Raw genomic sequence first — 19,648 nt, 5'->3', positions numbered from 1 at the left:
ATGGACAATGAGGAATTCAGCCCCACCTGCCGGTTGATCGCCGTTCATCTCGATGAGCGCAGCATCGGGCGCGGCAGCCAGGATCAAGAACATGAGCGGCGGGTCGCCGCCTATGACCTCATCGAGGAGAATGTGTTCTCGCCGGTCGGCTATGATTCCGGCCCTTACGGACTGCATATCTCCCTGCAGGATGGCCGCCTCGTCTTGGACATTCGCGACGCCGACAGCCAGCCGGTGGTGGTGCATATCCTCTCGCTCACGCCGCTCAGGCGCGTGGTACGCGACTATTTCACCATCTGTGACAGCTATTACGCGGCCATTCGCAGCGCCACGCCCTCCCAGATCGAGACGATCGACATGGCCAGGCGCGGCCTGCACAATGAGGGCTCTGAAATCCTGCGCGAAAGGCTGGCCGGCAAGATCGCTCTCGACCTTTCCACCGCCAGGCGGCTCTTCACCCTTGTTTCCGCACTCTACTGGAAAGGCTGAGGCGTGAAGGAGGGCCGCCGTCCACAGTCGGTCCTGTTCGCCTGCGCGCACAATGTCGTCCGCTCGCCCATGGCGGAGGCGATCGCGCGCTATTATTTCGGACGGTCCATCTTTTTCGGTTCGGCGGGCGTGCGCCCGGGGGAGCCCGATCCCTTCGTCGCCGCCGCGCTGGACGAGATCGGCATCTCCCTCGGCAAGCACCGCCCTCAGAGCTTCGAGGATCTGGAAGAACTGGAAGGGCTGAACTTCGACCTGATCATCACCCTCGCTCCGCAAGCCCACCACAAGGCGCTCGACCTCACGCGCACCCTGGCCGCCGACGTCGAATATTGGCCGACGCCGGACCCAAGCATCGTCAGCGGCAACCGCGAGCAGAAGCTCGACGCCTATCGCGCCTTGCGTGACGGCCTGATCGACAGGATCACCGAGAGACTGGGCTGAGACCGCTGCTGCCGCGCCGCCTTCGGACTGTATCCGCCGGAACAGGCTGAAGGCGGCGAACATCTTTCTCTCCGGGCCGTGTATCCTGTATAAGCCGCGTTGCGATTTTTCAGCTCCGCCTCTATCGTGCGCGGCAATGAACCGGAGGATTTGATGCGCGTTCTGCGTTCCCTTGCCCTTGCCGCCCTGTCGGCCGTGACCCTGACGAGTTGTTCGATGTTCGGCTCGGTGCCGCCGAACAACGTGCCGCCGACTCTGCCCAAGCCCATGGACAGCAAGGCCTCCCGTCCCTTCCCGATGAACCGTACCTTTGCGGCGATTTCCTACAAGGATCAGCAGTTCAAGGACGACCGGCCCACGATCCTGGTCTCAGACAGCTATCGCGGCACCGGCTTCTCGGCCTGCAACAACTGGTCCGCCACCATCATTCCACGCGCCGACCAACGCATGGCCATCGGGCCGGTGGCCATCAGCAAGCGCAAATGCGCCGACCGCCTGATGCACAATGAGCAGGTCTTCTTGTTCGTGATGCGCACCTCCACCGACTGGTCCTATGACGGCTACACGCTGACCCTGCGCGGCCCCTATGGCGAGATGAAGTTCCAGCCGGCGGCGTAACCACAAGCTTCGGAACGGAATTGAAAAGGCCGGTCGAAAGACCGGCCTTTTCTGCATCGTCGCCGTTTTCGCGGGTCAAGTTGTTCCGAATGCCGCCAGTGGCTGCTCCTCGATGCGCGATTGACCATTTTCCCTGACGACATCCAACCGCCGATCGTGGTGTGCCGCCAGGGACGAGCGATGACCAATGGAAACGATCGTGGTTTCAGGCAGCGCCTCTCTGATAAGGTTGTAAACGCTTGCTTCGCTTTTCTCGTCCATCGCCGAGGTTGCCTCGTCCAGGAGAAGCCAGGTGGGCTTACGCAGGATTGCCCGCGCGATTGCCACGCGTTGCTGTTCGCCGCCGGACAACATGCCCGCCCAATTCTGCTCCACATCCAGCATGTCGGCGAGATGCGAGAGCCCTACTTTTTTCAACACCTCCGCAAGTTCCTGTTTGCTGAAGGAGTCCGCATTCAGCGGATAGGCCATCACCCTGGCCAGTGTACCCAATGGAAAGTAGGGACGCTGCGGGAGCAACATAATGGCACCCTCGTCAGGCTCCGAGATCTTGCCCTTGCCGTAGGGCCAAATGCCGGCGAGCACTCGGAACAGAGTGGTCTTGCCGGATCCCGACGCACCTGTCACCAGAGTACGCTCGTCCTTACGAATATCGAATCCGACCTTCTCTAGCAGCGTTTCGCCGGACGGAAGCAAAATGTCGACCGCGCTGCCTGACAAGGCGTTGGCATCAACGGAACGCTCGATTTTGACCCCCTGATTGCGTGCCGCGTCAGCCTGCTCAATAGCATGATCGAAAGTCGTGAGGCGGTCGACGACGGCTTTGAAGACAGCGAGCGAGGCGTAGGAGGTAATGAAGAACGAGACCCCGCTCTGAACATTACCAAAAGCATCGGAGGTCTGCGATAGAACACCGAATGTCATGTTTTGGGTGGCAAAATAAGCCGGTGCCAGCAGAAGATATGGCAGCACGACATTGGCCTGGGCATAGGCCAGGGTCACGCAAGTCAGTTTGATCCGACGGTAGAGGACGCTGAGGCCGGTCCCAAATATGGCGCCGAACCGTTCCTTGAGGCCCCTCTGTTCAACCTCCTCGCCGTGGAGCAATGCAATCTGCTCGCTGTTCTCGCGCACGCGCACGAGGTTGTAGCGAAAATCGGCTTCGACTTTTTGGAACCGGAACTGCAGAGCGATAAGTGGGCGACCGACCAAATGCGTGAGATAGGTAACGCCAATTGCATAGATCAACACCACCCAGACAAGATAGCCGGGTACGGAACTCAGATCAAAGTTCCCAATACTATAGGGGAAGTTTGCCGATATTTGCCAAAGTATCTGCACGAAAGCGTACAGACTAAGAGATGTCATAAATATATTTACATAGAAATCGAATACCTGATCGATGAAATCCCTGACGTCTTCGGAAATACGCTGATCGGGGTTGTCGGTGGATTTCCTGTCGAGTGCCAATCGATAGGAAACCTTATCCGAAAGCCATTGTGCGACATACCGTTCTGAAAGCCACTGGCGCCAATAGAGCTTTAATACGCCTGTAAAATACATCTCCAGCATGCCGCGAATAACCCACACCGTCGCAAGCATGGAGAAAACGGCCAACTGGGTCCAGAATACGGGCCCGTCCTTCTGCTGGAGCGCGGTAAAGAACAAATTTTGCCAGTAGTTGAACCGTACCAACAGATAGACTTGGACGACATTGAGAACGATGATGATCGCGAACAGGCCGAGACCCAGGGTACGCAGGCTCATCGGCCAGGAACCGAGATAGCCCATGCTCAGGCGTGTCGGAGTCCTGGCCTCGAAAAATGGGTTGGCCATGTCGATGATCCGACGGACCACCGGGACGTAGCAGATCACCAGATGCACGATCACCAGGATTGCTGCGATAATGGGCGACGAAGCCCGCGGCAGAAACGACTGCAGGGCCTCCGGTACCAAGCCGGCTTCATCGGCCCAGACGAGGCCGGCAAGCACGATGAAAGAAAAAGCGAACAGCCCGATCAAAAAGCGCACCACCAATGGTACGCGGCTGGTCGATACAGGCACGCCGTCCGCGATCAATAATACCCCTGTGACGACCAACGATAGGATAGGCAGGTAGAAGGGCACCCCTCCCAATACGCTGCCGGTCGCAAAAGCGAGGGTAGCGAGACCGGAGAGGCCCGCAAGAAGTCTGATCATGAAGACGGCCTTTCAGAAATACGCCATCGGCCAGGCGAGGAATCCATTGCCTTCGACCATGCGGAATTAAGGTTAATACAACCCTGTCGTCCGCCCCCGAGCGAACGGATATTGAGCATCCTTTGCCGGCCATCACAAATGATCAAATGGTAAGGTGGTTCAGCACTTCGTGAAGCGCTGTCCTCGGCACGCGCTGCTGCGGCCAATAAAAAAGACGCGCCGGGGCGCGCCTCTGAATGGGATTGGGTGAGAGGACTTCCGGTCATGCGACCCGGAGAGGCTCTCCATTCTTGTTATCGTCGATTGCCTTCACGCGAACCGGTAACCCCTCCGCCTGAAGATGCTTGTCGGGTCACACAGCCTTGAGGTTGCCGGCTGCAGCCTTGCCCGTCTTGCGATCCGTCAGGATCTCGTAACCGATCTTCTGGCCTTCACGCAGTTCGGGCAGACCGGCGCGCTCGACGGCGGTGATGTGCACGAACACGTCGCGGCCACCGTCATCAGGCTGAATGAAGCCGTAACCCTTCTGGGTGTTGAACCATTTTACGGTTCCCGTGCTCATAGATAGTCCTTTACTTCGTTCCAAAGCATGGACGTCCCACGGAAATCCGTGCTCCGCCCGGGTTTTGCGAAATTTGGGGAGGTGTCCTGAACGTGCGCCCTGCTCGAGCATGGACGCACCGGCCCAGTCGTCCGGCCAAATGACGCTAAATCGATAACACAGGTTTGTCGAAATTCACAAGGGCGAGCCCGAAGCCGGCCCAAGAGACGAGAAAGATCACAGTTCTGCCATTCCCAGCTGCCACGGCTTGGTCTACAGCCTTCCTGTTTCGCCTGCCCTCCTGACCTGCCTACGGAACCCCATCCGGTATGATCGCCTCTCTGCGCCCTGCTCTCCTTCTGCTCGCTGTTGCGGCCAGTACGCCCGCCTTTGCCGACAGCGCCGACCGGGATTGCTCGAAAGGGGCGGCCGAGCAGCGCATTCCCGCCTGCACGCAATTGCTCGACCGGAAACTGGCCAAGTCGACGCGCGCGCTGGTGTATTTCCGGCGCGGGCAGGCTTACGCGGAAAACGGCGACGACGCCAAGGCGGTGGCGGATTTCAGCGCGGCGCTGGAAGTGCGGCCGCGCGATGCCGCCAGCCTGACCGCGCGGGCCGACGCCCAGTCCCGCCTCGGCGAGATGGATGCCGCGCTGGCCGACTACGCCGCCGTGATCGCCGTCAACCGGCGCTCCGCGCTCCCGCTGATCAATCGCGGCTTTGCGCTGCTCCAATTCGATCGCAACGAGGAGGCGATCAAGGATTTCGATGCCGCTATCGCCCTCAACGGACGTGAGGAAGAGGCCTATAAGGGCCGTGGCGATGCCCACCGCGCCCTCGAGGAGCATATGGCGGCCATCGACGACTACACGCAGGCCATCCGCCTCGACAAGACCTACAAGAACGCCTTTTACGCCAGGGCCCGCTCCCTCATCGAGATGAAGGACTATACCCGCGCCCTGGAGGACCTGCAGAAGGCGCTCGACCTCGACAGCGAGTTCGATTCCGCCTATTTCAGCCGTGCTTTCGTGCAGTGGCAGCTCGGCGACACCGAAGCTGCCATCGCCGACTATACCAAGGCGCTCGCGCTCGATACCAATTTCCCTTCCGCCCGCCTGGAACGCGGACAACTCTTCGCCGCCCTGCATCGCTATGACGAGGCGATGGCCGATTACGACGAGACCATCCGCGAACAGCCCAGCAGCGACCAGGCCTATGTCTCCCGTGGCATCGCCTGGCGCGAACTCGGGGACTATGACAATGCCCTGGCGGACCTCGCCAAGGCACTCGAGCTCACCAAGGACAAGCCCGATACCCTCAATGAACGGGCCCTGACCTATCTCGCCGCCGATCGCTATGACGAGGCGCTACGCGATGCCGATGCCGCCATCGCAGCCGATAGCCAAGTCGCCGACTATTTCGTCACGCGCGCCCGCATCCGTGAGAGCCGGGGCGAGCGCGACGACGCCATTGCCGATTTCAACAAGGCGCTGGAACTCGATCCCGCCAACAAACCGGCCAAGGGCGGCCTGTCCCGGCTCGGGGCGAAGCCGTAAACCCGGGAAGGGCGGGCCTCTCGTCCTCTCCCGGAAGCACCGGACTTATGGGAAAGCAAGAGGCGGACAAGATATCCGCGGTCCCAGCCGCGCCGTTTCCCGCGTAACCTCGGCAAGGTCTGCGATGCGACCGCCAAGGCTGGGGCCGCGTACGTCGCTCAGATCTTCTCCAGCCAGTCGACCAGGCGCTGCGTGGCGGCCTGGAGCTGCTCGGGGCTGCGCAGGTAGCACAGCCGCATGAAGCCCTCGCCGCCGGCGCCGAAGGCTGTGCCGGGCGCCAGACCGACATTGGCCTGGTCGACGATCTCGAGCCCCAGGCGGCGCACGTCCGGTTTCCCTTCCACGGAGAAGAACAGGTAGAAGGCGCCGCTCGCCGGGGCGAAGCGCACTTTGCCGGTGGCGCTCAGGCCCTTGATGACGATGTCGCGGCCCTGGCGCGCGCGGGCGATCTGGTGCTCGACGAAGCTCTCGCCCCGCTCGAGCGCCGCGATGCCGGCACGCTGCAGGAAGGTGGCCACGCCCGAGGTGGAATATTGGAGGAGGTTTTCGATGGTCTGCCCCAGTTCGGGCGGTGCTTCCATCCAGCCGATGCGCCAGCCCGTCATCGCCCAGTTCTTGGAGAAGGTATCGGTGAAGATGATGCGGTCCTCCGGCGTGCGGATGTCGCGGAAGGAGGGCGCGCGGCCGCCGGCATAGTGGAAGCGCGTGTAGATCTCGTCGGCGAAGATCCACAGCCCGTGCCGGCGTGCAAGATCGAGCACGAAGGCGATATCCTCCGCGGTGGCGACCCAGCCGGTGGGGTTGGACGGCGAATTGATGAAGATGCCGCGGGTGCGCGGCGTGATGGCATCGGCGAGCCGCTGGAAATCGAGTTTCCAGCCCTGCTCGGTGAAGATCTGCGCCACCATCACCGGCTTGGCGCCGGCCACGCCGATGGCGGCCGCGAAGTTCGGCCAGGCCGGTGTCGGCACGATCACCTCGTCGCCGACGCCGGCGATCAGGCGAACCGCGGTCTGGATCGCATGCATGCCGGACTGGGTGACAAAGAAGCGATCGGCCGCAAAGGGTTTGCCGAAGAGATTGGTGTGGTAACGCGCCAGGGCCTCACGCAGATCGGGAATGCCACGCTGCCAGGTATAGAAGGTCTCGCCCGCGGCCAGCGACCGCGTTGCCGCTTCGGTGATGAAAGCGGGCGTCGGCACGTCGCCTTCGCCGGCCCAGAGCGGGATCATGCCCTGGCGCGTACGCCCGTAATTCATCACCTCGACGATACCGCTTTCCGGTGCGCCGAGCGCTTCCGGCCTGAGGCCATCGAGGAAGGAGGGGGCGGCTGGAATCGACTCGACGGCGGCAGTCACGGCATCATCCTTGCAATGGGAATGCCGGACTTTATGACATCAGCGCGGGCGGCAGAAACCAAAACTTGGAATGGTTTCCATCGCCCGTATGCATGAATGCCGGCAGCCTTCCCGACCTGTCACAAACGGTGCCGCAGGATGGCCTCACCTCTTGGCGAGGAGGTCACGGATTTCCGTCAGCAATTGCACGTCGGCGGGTGGTGCCGCAGGAGCTTCTTCCTTGGCCGGCGCTTCGCGACGCAAGCGATTGATCACCTTCACGATCATAAAGAGGATGAACGCGACGATCAGGAAGTTCACGACGACGCTGACAAAATCACCATAGGCGAGAGGCGTACCGAGCTTGCGAGCATCCGCGAGGGAAGCGCCTTCAGGTGCCGTACCTCGCAGCATGAGGTAGATGTTTGAAAAGTCGAGGCCCCCGGGGGTGAGTGCCCCGATGATCGGATTGATCAAATCCTCGACCACCGCCGTCACGATCTTGGTGAACGCCGCACCGATGATCACACCGATGGCGAGGTCGACGACATTGCCCTTGAGGGCGAATTCCTTGAATTCCTTGAGCATGCAGCCTCCGCTTGTACGTATCTGGGTCGGCATCGACGCAACCGACATCTTGCGTCGGCCCCCTAACATACCAGCGCCGCCCCAAGATCCGTCACCGTAGAGAGGTAACAATTACCTCCCGCGACTGGGGATGCAAGCCGCGTTAACCCGGACGCTCCAGTTCGAACGTGCTTTCCACTACGGAATAGTCACGATAGCCCAGACGCGAGACCACGCGCATCGCGGCGGTATCGACACGCCCGTCGCGGATGAAGCGGTCGTCGACATGGATGCCGACCACTTCGCCGCAGACGAGCCAGGCGTCGCTCGGCGCTCCCTCCGAATCGACGAGATGGATCGTCTGGGTCCAGCGGCATTCCAGCGCGGCAGCGGCCCGGGCCACGCGCGGCGGCTTCACCAGGCGCGAGGATGCGGCTTCGAGCCTGGCATGCTCCATTTCGTTCTGTCCGCGCGGCAGCCTCGCGGAGGTGGCGTTCATCGCGTCGATCAAATCCTCGGTGACGAGGTTGCAGACGAATTCACGCGTCTCCTCGGCGAAGACGACGCTGTCCTTACGGCCATCGGCGGCGAAGCCGACGAGATGCGGCCGCGACTGGAAGGCGTTGAAGAAGGAGAAGGGCGCCAGATTGATGGCCCCGGCCGCCGACTGTGTGGTGATCCAGCCGATCGGGCGCGGCGTCACCAGGGCCTTGAACGGATCGTGGGGCAGGCCGTGGTCACCCTTGCGCGGTTCGTAGAACATTCCGTCAGACCTCCAGCGCCTGGCCAAGCCGCCTGAGAAAGCTGGCGCAAGCCTCGAGCTCGGACAGGGCGATCCATTCGTCGGCTCCATGCGCCTGCTTGATCGAGCCCGGGCCGCAGATCACCGTGGGAATGCCGGCGAGCTGGAAATGGCCGGCCTCGGTGCCGTAGGAAACGGCCTGGGTATGGTTGCGCCCGGCAAGACGCAGGGCCAGCGTCTCGGCATAGGAGCCGGGCTCGGGCGACAAGGCCGGCACCGCGATATCGAGCTCCGTGACGATCTCGGCCTCGGGCGCATTGCGCCGGAGGCGCGGCAACACGATCTCCTGGCTGAAGGCGCGGATACGATCCGGCACGAAGGCAATCGGCAGGGAGGGCAGGCCGCGGCATTCCCATACGATGCGCGCCTCGTCCGGCACGATGTTGATCGCCTTCCCCGCCTGGATCAACCCCGCCTGCACCGTGGAATAGCCCGGTTCGAAGCGGCCCGAAGGATCGCCCGCCGCCTGGAGCTCATCGGCGATATCGTCGAGATGGGCAATGACGCGGGCAGCCGCATGCAGAGCGTTGGCCCCCAGGGCCGGCATGGCCGAATGAGCCGGGCGGCCGGAAATGCGGGTGACATAGGAGGCAAGGGATTTCTGGGCGTCGACCACCTCCATCAGCGTCGGTTCGCCGACGATGCAGGCGCGTGGAAGCGGCAGGTCCTTGCCGAAGCGGCGGATCATGTCGAGGCTGCCGAGGCAGGTGATCTCCTCGTCATAGGAGATGGCGATGTGAAGGGGCGCCTTCAGATTCATCGCCAGGAAATCAGGCACCAGGGCAAGTGCGGTGGCAACGAAGCCCTTCATGTCGCAGGTGCCGCGGCCGTAAAGGCGCTCTCCCTCCACCCGCGCTTCGAAGGCCGGCGCGCTCCAGGACTGCCCCTCGACCGGCACGACATCGACATGGCCGTTGAGCACCACGCCCGGCCTGTCCGCCGGGCCGATGGTGGCCAGAAGCGCGGCCTTGTCACCGGCGGCATTGGGCAGGCGAACGCTCTCGACGCCATGCCCGGCCAGGTAATCGGCAACGAAATCGATCAGCGCCAGATTGGACCGCGAACTGACCGTATCGAAGGAGACCAGCTTGGCGGTGAGTTCGGCGGGCGTATAGCGAAGGGGCATGTTCATCCTGAGAGCAAGACGTTTCCTTGGAGACCGTTCAAAAATGAGCGCTCTATCGATTGTCATGCCCCGCGCCGCCGGAAGGGGATCCAGGGGCCGGGAATGACAGCGCGCTTATTCTTGGACGTCCCTTAAGGCGGACGGGACGTCCCGTCCGCTCTTTCCTGGCCGCCCCTACGCGTTCACGAGTTCTTCCGTCTCCGCCTTGTCGAAATCGTAGCGGGCATTGCAGAACTCGCAGGTCACCGTGATCGACCCGTCGTCGGCAACCATGTCGCGGCGATCCTGTTGCGAGAAATTGCGCAGCATGGTGGTGACGGCCTCGCGCGAGCAGCGGCATTTCTCGATGATGGCCGAGCTCTCGAATACGCGGGCGCCGCGTTCGTGGAACAGGCGATAGAGCAGTTCCTCGGCCGATACGTTTGGATCGGTCAGCTCGTGATCCTCCACCGTCCCCATCAGCAGCTTGGCTTCCACCCAAGCATCGTCCTCGCGATGCTGCATCACCTCGGCGCCCTCGGGCGCATCGCCCGGCGGCAGGTCGGCCATGCGCATGCGCTCGGGCGAGGACGGCAGAAACTGGATCATCATGCCGCCGGCGCGCCAACTCGCCCCCTCCCCGGCCACGTAATTCTCGGCCACGGCCAGGCGGACGCGGGTGGGAATCTGCTCGGACTGACGGAAATACTGGTCCGCTGCCGCTTCCAGGCTCTCGCCTTCCAGGGCGACGATGCCCTGGTAGCGCGCCATGTCCGGCCCCTGGTCGATCGTCATGGCAAGGTGGCCGCTGCCGAGCAGTTCAATCGTGCTCGTCTTGCCGGCCTCGATGGCGGCAGCCACGGCGTCCTTGTCGAAGGTGGCGCAGGCCCGCACGCGGTCCGGCGCTTGAAAATCCACCACCAGCATTCTCACCGGGCCATCCGTGCGGGTCTGCAGGATGAAGCGGCCGTCGAATTTCAGTGTGGTGCCGAGCAGCAGTGCCAGCGCCGTCGCCTCGCCGACGGCGCGCGACACCGGCGCCGGATAATCGTGTCGGCGCAGAATGGTATCGATGGCAGGGCCGAGCCTGACGACGCGGCCTCGCACGTCCAGCCCCTCCGCCTGGAAGGGCAGGATATGATCGTCTTCCGTCAGATGGGGCTCACTCATGCCGCGGCCTGTCCGAAACACCAGGCGAGCACGCCCTTCTGGGCATGCAGGCGGTTCTCGGCCTCGTCGAACACCACCGATTGCGGCCCGTCGATCACCTCGTCCGTCACCTCCTCGCCGCGATGGGCCGGCAGGCAGTGCATGAACAGGGCATCGGGCTTGGCGAGCGCCATCAGCTTGGCATTGACCTGGTAGGGCCGCAGCAGATTGTGGCGATAGCCTTCGGAATCGCCCATCGAGACCCAACAATCGGTCACGACACAGTCGCTCCCCTCGACCATCTCGCGGGGGTCGGTGCCGATCTCCAGCCGCGCCTTGTTGGCACGGGCCCAGTCGACGACTTCCTTGCGCACCGAAAGATCCTGGGGCGCGGCGACGCGCATGGTGAAGTCGAAACGCTGCGCCGCCTCGATCCAGGAGGTCAGCACATTGTTAGCGTCCCCCGTCCAGGTCACCGTCTTGCCCTTGATCGGGCCGCGATGCTCCTCATAGGTCAGAATGTCGGCCATGATCTGGCAGGGATGGGAGATCTTGGTGAGGCCGTTGATCACCGGGATCGAGGCATTGGCCGCGAGCTCGCGCACCGCGGTGTGGTCGAGCATGCGGATCATCACCGCATCGACATAGCGCGAAAGCACGCGGGCGGTGTCGGCGATGGTCTCGCCGCGGCCGAGCTGCATCTCGGCGCCGGTCAGCATCAGGGTCTCGCCGCCCAACTCGCGCATGCCGACATCGAAGGAGACGCGGGTTCGCGTCGAGGGTTGCTCGAACACCATGGCCAGGACCTTGCCGGTGAGCGGGCGTTCGCGGGCGAGCTCGCCCTTCACGCGCTTGGCCTTGATCGAGGCGGCCAGATCGAGAACGGCCCGCAGATCCTGGGCGGGAAGATCGGAAAGATCGAGAAAATGCTTTACCATCGTCAATGTCCGGCAGTCATTGGCTTGCGCGAGAGGGCGACACAGGCAGCCTCGATTCGACGCACGCCTTCGAGAAGTTCTTCATCCGAGATGATCAGGGGCGGCAGCAGCCGGGTTACATTGTCGCCGGCCGGGATGGCCACCAGCTTCTGCGCCCTGAGAGCACCGACGAATTCGCCCGGCGTCATGCGCGTGCGCAGGCCGAGCATCAGTCCCTCGCCTCGGATCTCCTCGATGATATCGGGGAAGCGGTCCTTGAGTTCGGCCAGGCGCTGGCGCAACAGCAGGCCGGCCTTGGCGACGTGCTCCAGGAAACTCTCCTCGAGCACGATGTCGAGCACGGCATTGCCCACGGCCATGGCGAGCGGATTGCCGCCGAAGGTGGTGCCGTGCACGCCGGCGGTCATGCCCTTGGCCGCCTCGTCGGTGGCGAGGCAGGCGCCCATCGGGAAGCCGCCGCCGATACCCTTGGCCACCGCCATGATGTCGGGAGTCACACCGGCCCATTCATGCGCGAACAGCTTGCCGGTGCGTCCGACGCCGGTCTGCACCTCGTCGAAGATCAGCAGCAGGCCCTTGGCGTCGCAGAGCTCGCGCATGCCCTTCAGGCAGGCATGAGGCAGGGTGCGAATGCCGCCCTCGCCCTGGATGGGCTCGACCAGGATGGCAGCCGTCTCCGGTGTGATCGCCCGGTCCAGCACCTCGTGGTCACCGAAGGCGATCTGGTCGAAGCCGTCGACCTTGGGGCCGAAACCTTCGAGATATTTGGCCTGGCCGCCGGCGGCGATGGTCGCCAGCGTACGGCCGTGGAAGGCTCCCTCGAAGGTGATGATGCGGAAACGCTCCGGATGGCCGTTGGCCGACTGGTATTTGCGGGCCATCTTGATGGCGCATTCGAGCGCCTCCGCACCCGAATTGGTGAAGAAGACCTTGTCCGCAAAGGTGGCGTCAGCCAGCCGGCGGGCAAGCTTCTCGCCGCCCGGCATCTGGAACAGGTTGGAGGTGTGCCAGATCTTCTGGGCCTGCTCGGTCAAGGCCGAGACCAGATGGGGATGGGCATGACCGAGCGAATTGACGGCGATACCCGCGCCGAAATCGAGATAGCGCTCGCCATCCGAGCCGATCATCCACACGCCCTCGCCTCGCTCGAAAGCCACGTCCGCTCGGGCATAAGTCGGCAAGATGGCCGATGGGGCGGAAGCATGGGACGGCTGAGGTTTGACGGAGGCGTTCACGGGTGTGGCTTTCAGGTTGGCAATTCTAGAGGTTTGAGGCAGTCCTGGAACATCATGATGACAGGAGCAAAGCGCGTTTTGACAAATCCGCCCTTTGTTCCAACTTCTGGTTCCCCAGCGTCTTGCGATCCTTGGCGGTGCCGCCAAAACGCAGAATGCCTGGGCCAAAAAATCAAAACGCCGCCCCAAGGTTGCTGCTTGAGGGCGGCTGTTTCGACGAAAATATATTAGGCGCGAGGGCGATGGTGTCAATGGCAGCGTTGTGCCGGCAAGTGCGGGCCATTCAGCCCGCATCATGTCCTCGTCAAATCCCCTTTCAGCCCTTGTGCTGGACGTCGTCCACAGGCGGCACGATGCCGTCCGGGCGACTGACGGGAGGCGCCTTGTGTCCCGCGCTTGCAAGTGAAGCTGTCAGCAGCGCCTGGGTTGGGTCGGCCCCCTTGAAGCCGGCCTGAGCCAGGATCTCGTCGAGGATAGGCTTCTGAGCGGTGAAGCTGAGGAGCTGGCTTGACAGGTCGCCGATCGGATGCCCGGCCTGGCCGCCGCCATTGACACCGGCAGCACCCATACCGCCAAGAGCGCCGGCCAACCCGCCCGCACTGAAGATCCTGATGTCCGAGATCTTCTCGATCGGCTTCATCGCCTGTTCGAGTGCCTGAGGCACGATCGCCACGCGAGCCTTGGCAAGCTCGAAGCCGATGACGCTTTCCGCTAGGGCATTGCGCGCTTCGTTCTTGGCCCGCTCTGCGCGGGCCTCGGCCTCGCCGAGCTCGATCACGCCCGTGGCGCGGATCTTGGCGGCCTGCGCTTCGGCATCGGCCTGGATCTTGACGGCGGCGGCCAGGTTCTCCGCCGCCTGCCTTTCGGCCTCGGCCTTGACGGTGATGGCGGTCGCCTCCTGCTCGGCGGCCTTGCGGGCATCGATCACGGCGATGCGCTTGGCGCGCTCGGCGATCTCCACCTCGCGGGCAGTGGTCACCTGTTCCTCGGCGGTGATGGCGGCCGCTTTCGCCTCATCGGCCTTGGCGCGGGCGGCCTGCTCTTCCTCGATCTTGCGGGCCACAGTGATCGCCGCGTCGATGCGGGCGGTCTCCGTGATCTTGCGGGCCACGGCCTCACGTTCGGCGATGCCCTGCTCTGCCCCGATGCGGGCCGCCTCGCGGGCCTGGCGGGCCTCGGCGTCACGCTCGGCGATACCCCGGTCGGTATCGAGCCTGGCCGTTTCCTGGCTCAGGCGCGCCAGTTGCTCCGCCTTGGCGGTCTCGGCGCGCGTTTCCGCCGTCTTATTGGCGATGTCGCGCTCCTGGTTGAGCTCCGCGTCGCGCTGCTCGCGCTCGATGGTCAGGCGCCGCAGAGCCGCTTCACGGTCCTTGGTAGCGATCTCCACCTCGTTGTCGCGCACGATCTGGTTGCGCTCGCGCTTGCGTTCCTCAGTGATCTTGGTGAGCGCCGTCAAGCCTTCGGCGTCGAAGCTGTTGTTCGGGTTGAAATGCTTGATATCGGTCTGGTCGAGCCGCGTCAGCGAGACCGATTCAAGCTCGAGGCCGTTGGATTGCAGGTCGTGCGCTACCGCCGCCTGCACCGATTTGACGAATTCGGCGCGCTGCTCCTGCAGGTCGCGCAGCGACATGGTCGCCGCCACCGAGCGCAGGCCGTCGACGAACTTGGCTTCCACCAGGGTCTTCAGGGCATCCGCATCATTGGTGCGATCGCCCAGGGTCTGGGCGGCCAACGCGATGTTCTCCGCGTCGGGCTTCACCCGGACATAGAACTCGGCCGTGATGTCGGCACGCATGCGATCCTTGGTGATCAGCGATTCGTATTCGGAACGCTTGACCTCGAGCCTCAGCGTGCTCAGTGACACCCAGGAATAGGAATGGAAGATCGGCAGGATGACCGAGCCACCGTCGAGCACCACTTTCTTGCCGCCGAGCCCGGTCCGCACATAGGCCTTGTCGCGCGTGGACCTTGTGTAGAGGGTCGTCATGATGATGCCGATGACGACGATGGCCGTCACGATGACACCGGCGATGAGGCCCACCGAAAAGAAGTCCATGGTCGTTCAGCTCCTGTTGCTGTCGCTATCGAGTGCCTGCGGTGCGGGAATGGCCTGGAAGAGACCGTCGGCCCCATCCACAATCAACACCAGCGCGCCCGTTTCGATGACATGCCCGGGCGCGGCCTTCGCGCGCAGGGCGTGGAAATTGTCGTAGCGGTCCTTGACCCGCACGCTACCGGGATTGCCCTGGTCGAGCGGGCCGATGGTCACCGTGCCGACCAAGCCGATGAACTCATCCTGGCTGAGCACGCTGGTTTCGTCGCGCGGGATGATGCGGGCAATGCCCCGGCTGATCCAGCGCGTGGTAGGAACGGCCGCGGCCAACGCGCCGGGAACGGAAATCAGGGCCGGCAGCGGCCCGGCAAGGCCGAGGGCAACCGACTGGATGGCGAAGCCGAAGGCCGCGAAGGCTGAAAGCAGGATGACGATCAGCACCAGGAGCGGTACGCCGCCGGCGTTGAGCCACGAGGACCACGCGCCGAGAAGGCTGCTCTCGTGATCGCCGGAGGCGTGATGGCCCAGATCATGAAAGCCGAAACTATCGTCGAGCAAGGCTGAGACGGAGGCACCGAGCAGCATCGAGACGAGCTCGACCACGCCGATGCCGATCACCGTCAACAATGCCACCCAGAAGGGTGCCGTGCCCGGCTGGACCAAGGTTTCCATCATCACTGGGCTTCCATCAGCGCTGGCCTTCCCTAAAAGCCTTGAGCCGCGCCTCGATCGCGTCCTGGCGCTGCAACCGGCCGAGTTCCTCCACTTCAGCGGCGCCGGTGGTGGGCTTGGCCGGCACGCCGGTCACGCGTTCTACCGCGGCCAGCGCGTCGGCGAGCCGCTGGTCGTTGCGCTGCGAGGGCGTCACGGCGGCAGGAACGGCACGCTCCGCCCGCTTGGCATCTTCCAGCCGCTTCATTGCGTCGGCGCGAGCCGAGGCGATGCTGCGCAGGGTTGCCTCGGCTTCGGCAATCTCGCCGGCATTCTCGGCGATTGCCTTGGAGAGTGCCTCGCGCTGGGCTTCCAGATCGATCTGGACACCCGTCGCGGCGCGGGCGAGATCCTCCCGCCCTTTCTCCAGGCCGATCTTGATCTTGCCGTCGAGATCGCGGATCTCGGCGTCGAGATCATCGGCCTTGGCCTTGAGGCGGTGGCCGGCTGCGACGGCGATGCCGAGCGCGGCCCGGGCCTCCTCGGCGATCTTGCCGATCTCACGCACGGCTTGCTGGGCGACGGCGGTGGGATTGGAAGCTTCGGCCGTATCGACCGCATTGTTGACGACACCGGCGATGACCCGCCCCAGCCGGGCGAGAATACCTTCGTTGGACATCGGGATCTCCTTTTGAGAGTGGATGCTGGCCTGCACGCCGACATCGATGCGCAGCGACAGGCCTTCGAAGACGAGGCGGGCTTCGGCGAAGTCATCCCAGCCGTCGTGATAGCCGCTGACCGAATAGGGCATGACCACCCGGCCCTCGATGGTGGCGATGCTGACACTGTCCGGCCCCTTCACGGAGAACAGCTTGGAGTCGAGCGGAATGTCGCCGATCAGCTCGCCCGGCTGCCGCCGGCTGTGATCGCGCAAGGCCAGGGTCGCCATGCGCGAAGGCAGCCCCGTCTTCAGGCGGATTTCCTCGTAGGCTTCTTCGTGCAGGGCGACGAGATTGGCTCCCTTGGTTCTGTCGAGAATAGCCATCGCCTGGCGATAGGCGATGAGGGTAGCCTGCAATGCGCCACGATCTTCAGCGGTTGGCGCCAGGACGAAAACCATTGTGGCATCAGACTTTCCGATCATTTTCGTTACATAAAGCACTTCTTTGTTGCTTTCAAGGAAACAAGCCCCATTTTCGAGTGTACTAGGTCAAAATCGGAACGAGAACACGGCTGCAGATCAGGCAGCTCACTCAAAGCTCATCCGAGCTCACACGCCCGGCAATCCAGCCTTCCTGCCTGGCCGTAGGGTAGGTTTTGGATGGCCGGGACAAATCGAAGCGTTCGCCATCAGCCGAACCGCGTTGAATCTGAGGCTGTCTGCGGCCTCAATTCACGCTGCGCTTGGCGTAAGGGCTGTCGAGAGAAAAAGCCGGAATGGCGACCTCGAAAGTCTCACCGCTTTCCGCCACCATGAGATAGGTGCCGACCATCAGGCCCGATGGCGTTCCCAGCGGGCAGCCGGAGGTATATTCGAAACGCTCTCCGGGCTCCAGCACGGGTTGCTCGCCGACCACGCCGGCGCCCCTGACGTCCTCACGCCGGCCGTTTTCGTCGGTGATTTCCCAGGCTCTCGACCGGAGCTGTACCGTTTCCGGGCCCATATTGGCGATCTCCACCGTATAGGCCCAGAAATAGCGCCCCTCCGCCGGCCGCGATTCCTCGGCAAGGAAACGGGGGCGGACCGTCACTTTGATATGCCGTGTGGTGGCGCTGTACATGCCTTGATTTACGCATTCACGGGCGCTGCCGTCAAACCCTTATGGTCTGACCATTGCGGAGTCCTTCGCAACACTTCATGCTTTGCCGATTCCCGTGCACAGGACCCGCCATGGCCGCCCCCGTCATTCTCGTCGATCCCCTCCCGCGTACGCTCGAGCAGATCATGACGCCGGCGGTGCGAGCCCGGCTCGAAAGCCTCGGACGCCTTGTCATCAGCGAGGCCAGGCCGATGCATGACGACGAGATCGAGGCGCTGCTGCCCCACGCCGTGGCCATCATCGGGCAGACGGCTATGCCGCGCGAACGGCTCGGGCGAGCCCCGCAGCTGAAGGCCATCATCAATGTCGAAACGAATTTCCTGCCCAATATCGATTACGCCGCCTGCCAGGCGCGCGGCGTCTGGGTGCTGACACCGGCCTCTGCCTTCGCGGCCCCGGTGGCGGAAGCGGCGCTCGGCCTCGCCCTCGATCTCGGCCGGGGCATCAGCGCCGCCGACCGCGCCTTCCGCGCCGGCTCCGAGACCTATGGCCTCGAAGCCAATCTCGATACCATCCGCTTCGAGGGCGCCCCGGTCGGCATCATCGGCTTCGGGGATCTCGGCCGCAAATTCCGCGAGCTCATCCGCCCGTTCCGCAACGAGGTCAGGGTCTACGACCCCTGGCTGCCGGCCGAGATCATCGAGCGGCTGGATTGCCGGCAAAGCGACCTCGATACGCTGCTGGAACGCAGCCGTTTCGTCGTCGTGTTCGCCGCCCCCACCACGGAAAACGCCCATTTCCTCGGCGCACCGCAATTTGCCCTGATGCAGAAGGGTTCGGCCTTCCTCCTGATGAGCCGGGCCGCGGTGGTCGATTTCCAGGCCATGATCGCGGCCGCCCGCAGCGGCCACATCCGCGTGGCCACCGACGTCTTCCCGGTCGAACCCGTCCCGGCCGACGATCCCGTGCGCGCCACACCGAACATGGTGTTCTCGGCCCATCGCACCGGCGGCACCAGGGACGCCCTGTTCGAGATCGGCAGCATGGCGGTCGCCGACCTCGAACTCATCCTCAAGGGCCTGCCGCCGCAGCTGTGCCGTCGCGCCGACCCGGCCATCGCCAGCCGCCTGCGTTCCCAACCGGTGAGCAAGACCTGATCGCGGCTTTTCATCCACGGCCTCTTCATTACACTCGGCGGCGAGCAATGAGATCAGGGGAAGAACCATGGATCGCCGCCGCCTGGAAATGACCGTGTTGATGACGCCGGACATGGCCAATTTCAGCGGCAAGGTGCATGGCGGCGCATTGCTCAACCTGCTCGACCGCGTCGCCTTCTCCTGCGCCTCGCGCTTTTCGGGCCAATATGCGGTGACGCTCTCCGTCGATCAGGTGATGTTCAAGGAACCGATCCAGGTCGGGGAACTCGTGACCTTCCTGGCGTCGATCAACCATGCCGGCCGGACCTCGATGGAGGTCGGCATCCGGGTGGAGGCGGAGAACATCCGCTCCGGCACCCGTCGCCATACCAATTCGTGCTACTTCACCATGGTGGCGGTGGATGACGAGGGGCGCCCCTCGGCCGTGCCGACGCTCCAAGTCAGCGGACCGACCGAGGAGCGGCGTTACAAGGCCGCGGAACTGCGCCGCACCCTACGCCGCGAAATCGCCGCCCGCCTGGAAGCCGTGGCCGAGACGGGTGTCGACAGTGGCGGCTGACGGGCGCCGCGATCGACATATCAATTTCATCGAACTTAACGATCGAGATTATGCAGGTTTTCGACATGTCCGTTTCAGGGCATGCAAGTCTGCCGTCGAGGTTGCTTGAGCACCTCTTCCGCATTGGCAAATTTTCATTGAGAGAGAAATTCTTCTCATGTCCAAGTCCTTCATCGACCATATCAAGACCCGCCGCACCCAATACGCCCTGGGCAAGACGCTGCCCAAGAGCGAGGAAGAGATCAGCAGATTGATCCAGGACGTGATCAAGCATGTGCCTTCCTCGTTCAATTCGCAGAGCTCGCGCGCCGTGATCCTGTTCGGCAAGCAGAGCGACAAATTCTGGCACCTGACCAAGGAAATCCTGCGCAAGATCGTGCCGGCCGACAGCTTCGCCTCGACCGAGGCCAAGATGGATTCCTTCGCCGCCGGCGCCGGTACCGTGCTGTTCTTCGAGGACCAGGACGTGGTGAAGAGCCTGCAGGAGAAAT

At 63.4% G+C, this 19,648-nt stretch carries 20 protein-coding genes; 7 read left to right on the top strand and 13 right to left on the bottom strand.

Annotated features, from left to right (window positions below; all coding sequences use genetic code 11):
• The 3 genes from C5L14_RS30275 to C5L14_RS07145 all read left to right on the top strand — a co-directional run bounded on the left by C5L14_RS30275 (nucleotide 1) and on the right by C5L14_RS07145 (nucleotide 1,548).
• A complete protein-coding gene (locus C5L14_RS30275; protein WP_181161063.1) occupies nucleotides 1-489 on the top strand; it encodes a UPF0262 family protein in 489 nt (162 codons plus the stop codon).
• A gap of 3 nt (nucleotides 490-492) precedes the next feature.
• Nucleotides 493-930, top strand: coding sequence for a low molecular weight phosphatase family protein (locus C5L14_RS30270; protein WP_281062564.1), 438 nt, complete (start codon nucleotides 493-495; stop codon nucleotides 928-930).
• 153 nt (nucleotides 931-1,083) lie between these two features.
• Nucleotides 1,084-1,548, top strand: a complete 465-nt coding sequence (locus C5L14_RS07145; protein ID WP_105861373.1) for an META domain-containing protein — start codon at nucleotides 1,084-1,086, stop codon at nucleotides 1,546-1,548.
• Between the two features lie 75 nt (nucleotides 1,549-1,623).
• On the opposite strand, the gene C5L14_RS07140 is transcribed toward C5L14_RS07145, so the two are convergent.
• Both C5L14_RS07140 and C5L14_RS07135 read right to left on the bottom strand, forming a co-directional pair.
• Complete coding sequence (locus C5L14_RS07140; protein ID WP_105861372.1) at nucleotides 1,624-3,747, bottom strand: ABC transporter ATP-binding protein/permease; 2,124 nt, start codon at nucleotides 3,745-3,747, stop codon at nucleotides 1,624-1,626.
• Between the two features lie 352 nt (nucleotides 3,748-4,099).
• Nucleotides 4,100-4,309 (bottom strand): cold-shock protein, encoded by a 210-nt coding sequence (locus C5L14_RS07135; protein WP_068286760.1) that lies wholly within the window; start codon nucleotides 4,307-4,309, stop codon nucleotides 4,100-4,102.
• A 308-nt stretch (nucleotides 4,310-4,617) separates the two neighbouring features.
• On the opposite strand from C5L14_RS07135, the gene C5L14_RS07130 reads away from it, so the two are divergent.
• On the top strand, nucleotides 4,618-5,844 hold the full coding sequence (locus C5L14_RS07130; protein WP_105861371.1) for a tetratricopeptide repeat protein: 1,227 nt from the start codon (nucleotides 4,618-4,620) through the stop codon (nucleotides 5,842-5,844).
• A 158-nt stretch (nucleotides 5,845-6,002) separates the two neighbouring features.
• Here C5L14_RS07130 and C5L14_RS07125 read toward each other — a convergent pair whose 3' ends face one another.
• The 11 genes from C5L14_RS07125 to apaG all read right to left on the bottom strand — a co-directional run bounded on the left by C5L14_RS07125 (nucleotide 6,003) and on the right by apaG (nucleotide 17,462).
• Nucleotides 6,003-7,202 (bottom strand): pyridoxal phosphate-dependent aminotransferase, encoded by a 1,200-nt coding sequence (locus C5L14_RS07125; RefSeq protein WP_281062563.1) that lies wholly within the window; start codon nucleotides 7,200-7,202, stop codon nucleotides 6,003-6,005.
• Nucleotides 7,203-7,346: 144 nt separating this feature from the next.
• A complete protein-coding gene (gene mscL, locus C5L14_RS07120; protein WP_105861370.1) occupies nucleotides 7,347-7,769 on the bottom strand; it encodes a large conductance mechanosensitive channel protein MscL in 423 nt (140 codons plus the stop codon).
• A gap of 142 nt (nucleotides 7,770-7,911) precedes the next feature.
• A complete protein-coding gene (locus tag C5L14_RS07115) occupies nucleotides 7,912-8,511 on the bottom strand; it encodes a flavin reductase family protein (RefSeq protein WP_105861369.1) in 600 nt (199 codons plus the stop codon).
• A gap of 4 nt (nucleotides 8,512-8,515) precedes the next feature.
• Nucleotides 8,516-9,682, bottom strand: a complete 1,167-nt coding sequence (gene argE / locus C5L14_RS07110; RefSeq protein ID WP_105861368.1) for an acetylornithine deacetylase — start codon at nucleotides 9,680-9,682, stop codon at nucleotides 8,516-8,518.
• 168 nt (nucleotides 9,683-9,850) lie between these two features.
• Entirely contained in the window at nucleotides 9,851-10,825 is a 975-nt protein-coding gene (locus C5L14_RS07105) for an Hsp33 family molecular chaperone (RefSeq protein ID WP_105861367.1), read from the bottom strand.
• Entirely contained in the window at nucleotides 10,822-11,742 is a 921-nt protein-coding gene (gene argF / locus C5L14_RS07100) for an ornithine carbamoyltransferase (protein WP_105861366.1), read from the bottom strand. Before argF ends, C5L14_RS07105 begins: the two co-directional genes overlap by 4 nt.
• Before the next feature lie 2 nt (nucleotides 11,743-11,744).
• Nucleotides 11,745-12,977 carry an aspartate aminotransferase family protein gene (locus C5L14_RS07095; RefSeq protein ID WP_245443291.1) on the bottom strand — a complete coding sequence of 411 codons (1,233 nt, stop codon included), beginning with the start codon at nucleotides 12,975-12,977 and terminating at the stop codon, nucleotides 11,745-11,747.
• Nucleotides 12,978-13,293: 316 nt separating this feature from the next.
• Nucleotides 13,294-15,033, bottom strand: coding sequence for a flotillin family protein (locus C5L14_RS07090; protein WP_105861365.1), 1,740 nt, complete (start codon nucleotides 15,031-15,033; stop codon nucleotides 13,294-13,296).
• A 6-nt stretch (nucleotides 15,034-15,039) separates the two neighbouring features.
• Nucleotides 15,040-15,705 (bottom strand): OB-fold-containig protein, encoded by a 666-nt coding sequence (locus C5L14_RS07085; protein WP_245196527.1) that lies wholly within the window; start codon nucleotides 15,703-15,705, stop codon nucleotides 15,040-15,042.
• A gap of 13 nt (nucleotides 15,706-15,718) precedes the next feature.
• Nucleotides 15,719-16,801, bottom strand: coding sequence for a PspA/IM30 family protein (locus C5L14_RS07080; protein ID WP_105861364.1), 1,083 nt, complete (start codon nucleotides 16,799-16,801; stop codon nucleotides 15,719-15,721).
• A 268-nt stretch (nucleotides 16,802-17,069) separates the two neighbouring features.
• Nucleotides 17,070-17,462, bottom strand: a complete 393-nt coding sequence (gene apaG / locus C5L14_RS07075; protein ID WP_105861363.1) for a Co2+/Mg2+ efflux protein ApaG — start codon at nucleotides 17,460-17,462, stop codon at nucleotides 17,070-17,072.
• A 110-nt stretch (nucleotides 17,463-17,572) separates the two neighbouring features.
• Between apaG and C5L14_RS07070 the strand changes: the two genes are divergently transcribed.
• The 3 genes from C5L14_RS07070 to C5L14_RS07060 all read left to right on the top strand — a co-directional run.
• Nucleotides 17,573-18,598, top strand: coding sequence for a hydroxyacid dehydrogenase (locus tag C5L14_RS07070; RefSeq protein WP_105861362.1), 1,026 nt, complete (start codon nucleotides 17,573-17,575; stop codon nucleotides 18,596-18,598).
• Nucleotides 18,599-18,665: 67 nt separating this feature from the next.
• Nucleotides 18,666-19,157, top strand: a complete 492-nt coding sequence (locus tag C5L14_RS07065; protein WP_105861361.1) for an acyl-CoA thioesterase — start codon at nucleotides 18,666-18,668, stop codon at nucleotides 19,155-19,157.
• 157 nt (nucleotides 19,158-19,314) lie between these two features.
• Nucleotides 19,315-19,648, top strand: a 334-nt coding sequence (locus tag C5L14_RS07060) for a nitroreductase family protein (RefSeq protein ID WP_181161062.1), incomplete at its 3' end; no start/stop codon positions are given.

The organism is Labrys okinawensis (assembly GCF_002982075.1).
In the GTDB taxonomy this organism is placed as follows: Bacteria; Pseudomonadota; Alphaproteobacteria; order Rhizobiales; family Labraceae; genus Labrys; species Labrys okinawensis_A.
Note: the sequence above shows the minus strand (reverse complement) of the source record. Positions and strands in the feature narration are given on the sequence as shown.

Bases quoted from the DNA above. Each gene is read 5' to 3' on its own strand.
- C5L14_RS30275 (WP_181161063.1), top strand. From the start codon at position 1: ATGGACAATGAGGAATTCAGCCCCACCTGCCGGTTGATCGCCGTTCAT.
- C5L14_RS07145 (WP_105861373.1), top strand. From the start codon at position 1,084: ATGCGCGTTCTGCGTTCCCTTGCCCTTGCCGCCCTGTCGGCCGTGACC.
- C5L14_RS07140 (WP_105861372.1), bottom strand. From the start codon at position 3,747: ATGATCAGACTTCTTGCGGGCCTCTCCGGTCTCGCTACCCTCGCTTTT.
- C5L14_RS07135 (WP_068286760.1), bottom strand. From the start codon at position 4,309: ATGAGCACGGGAACCGTAAAATGGTTCAACACCCAGAAGGGTTACGGC.
- C5L14_RS07130 (WP_105861371.1), top strand. From the start codon at position 4,618: ATGATCGCCTCTCTGCGCCCTGCTCTCCTTCTGCTCGCTGTTGCGGCC.
- mscL (WP_105861370.1), bottom strand. From the start codon at position 7,769: ATGCTCAAGGAATTCAAGGAATTCGCCCTCAAGGGCAATGTCGTCGAC.
- C5L14_RS07115 (WP_105861369.1), bottom strand. From the start codon at position 8,511: ATGTTCTACGAACCGCGCAAGGGTGACCACGGCCTGCCCCACGATCCG.
- argE (WP_105861368.1), bottom strand. From the start codon at position 9,682: ATGAACATGCCCCTTCGCTATACGCCCGCCGAACTCACCGCCAAGCTG.
- C5L14_RS07105 (WP_105861367.1), bottom strand. From the start codon at position 10,825: ATGAGTGAGCCCCATCTGACGGAAGACGATCATATCCTGCCCTTCCAG.
- argF (WP_105861366.1), bottom strand. From the start codon at position 11,742: ATGGTAAAGCATTTTCTCGATCTTTCCGATCTTCCCGCCCAGGATCTG.
- C5L14_RS07090 (WP_105861365.1), bottom strand. From the start codon at position 15,033: ATGGACTTCTTTTCGGTGGGCCTCATCGCCGGTGTCATCGTGACGGCC.
- C5L14_RS07085 (WP_245196527.1), bottom strand. From the start codon at position 15,705: ATGATGGAAACCTTGGTCCAGCCGGGCACGGCACCCTTCTGGGTGGCA.
- C5L14_RS07080 (WP_105861364.1), bottom strand. From the start codon at position 16,801: ATGGTTTTCGTCCTGGCGCCAACCGCTGAAGATCGTGGCGCATTGCAG.
- apaG (WP_105861363.1), bottom strand. From the start codon at position 17,462: ATGTACAGCGCCACCACACGGCATATCAAAGTGACGGTCCGCCCCCGT.
- C5L14_RS07070 (WP_105861362.1), top strand. From the start codon at position 17,573: ATGGCCGCCCCCGTCATTCTCGTCGATCCCCTCCCGCGTACGCTCGAG.
- C5L14_RS07065 (WP_105861361.1), top strand. From the start codon at position 18,666: ATGGATCGCCGCCGCCTGGAAATGACCGTGTTGATGACGCCGGACATG.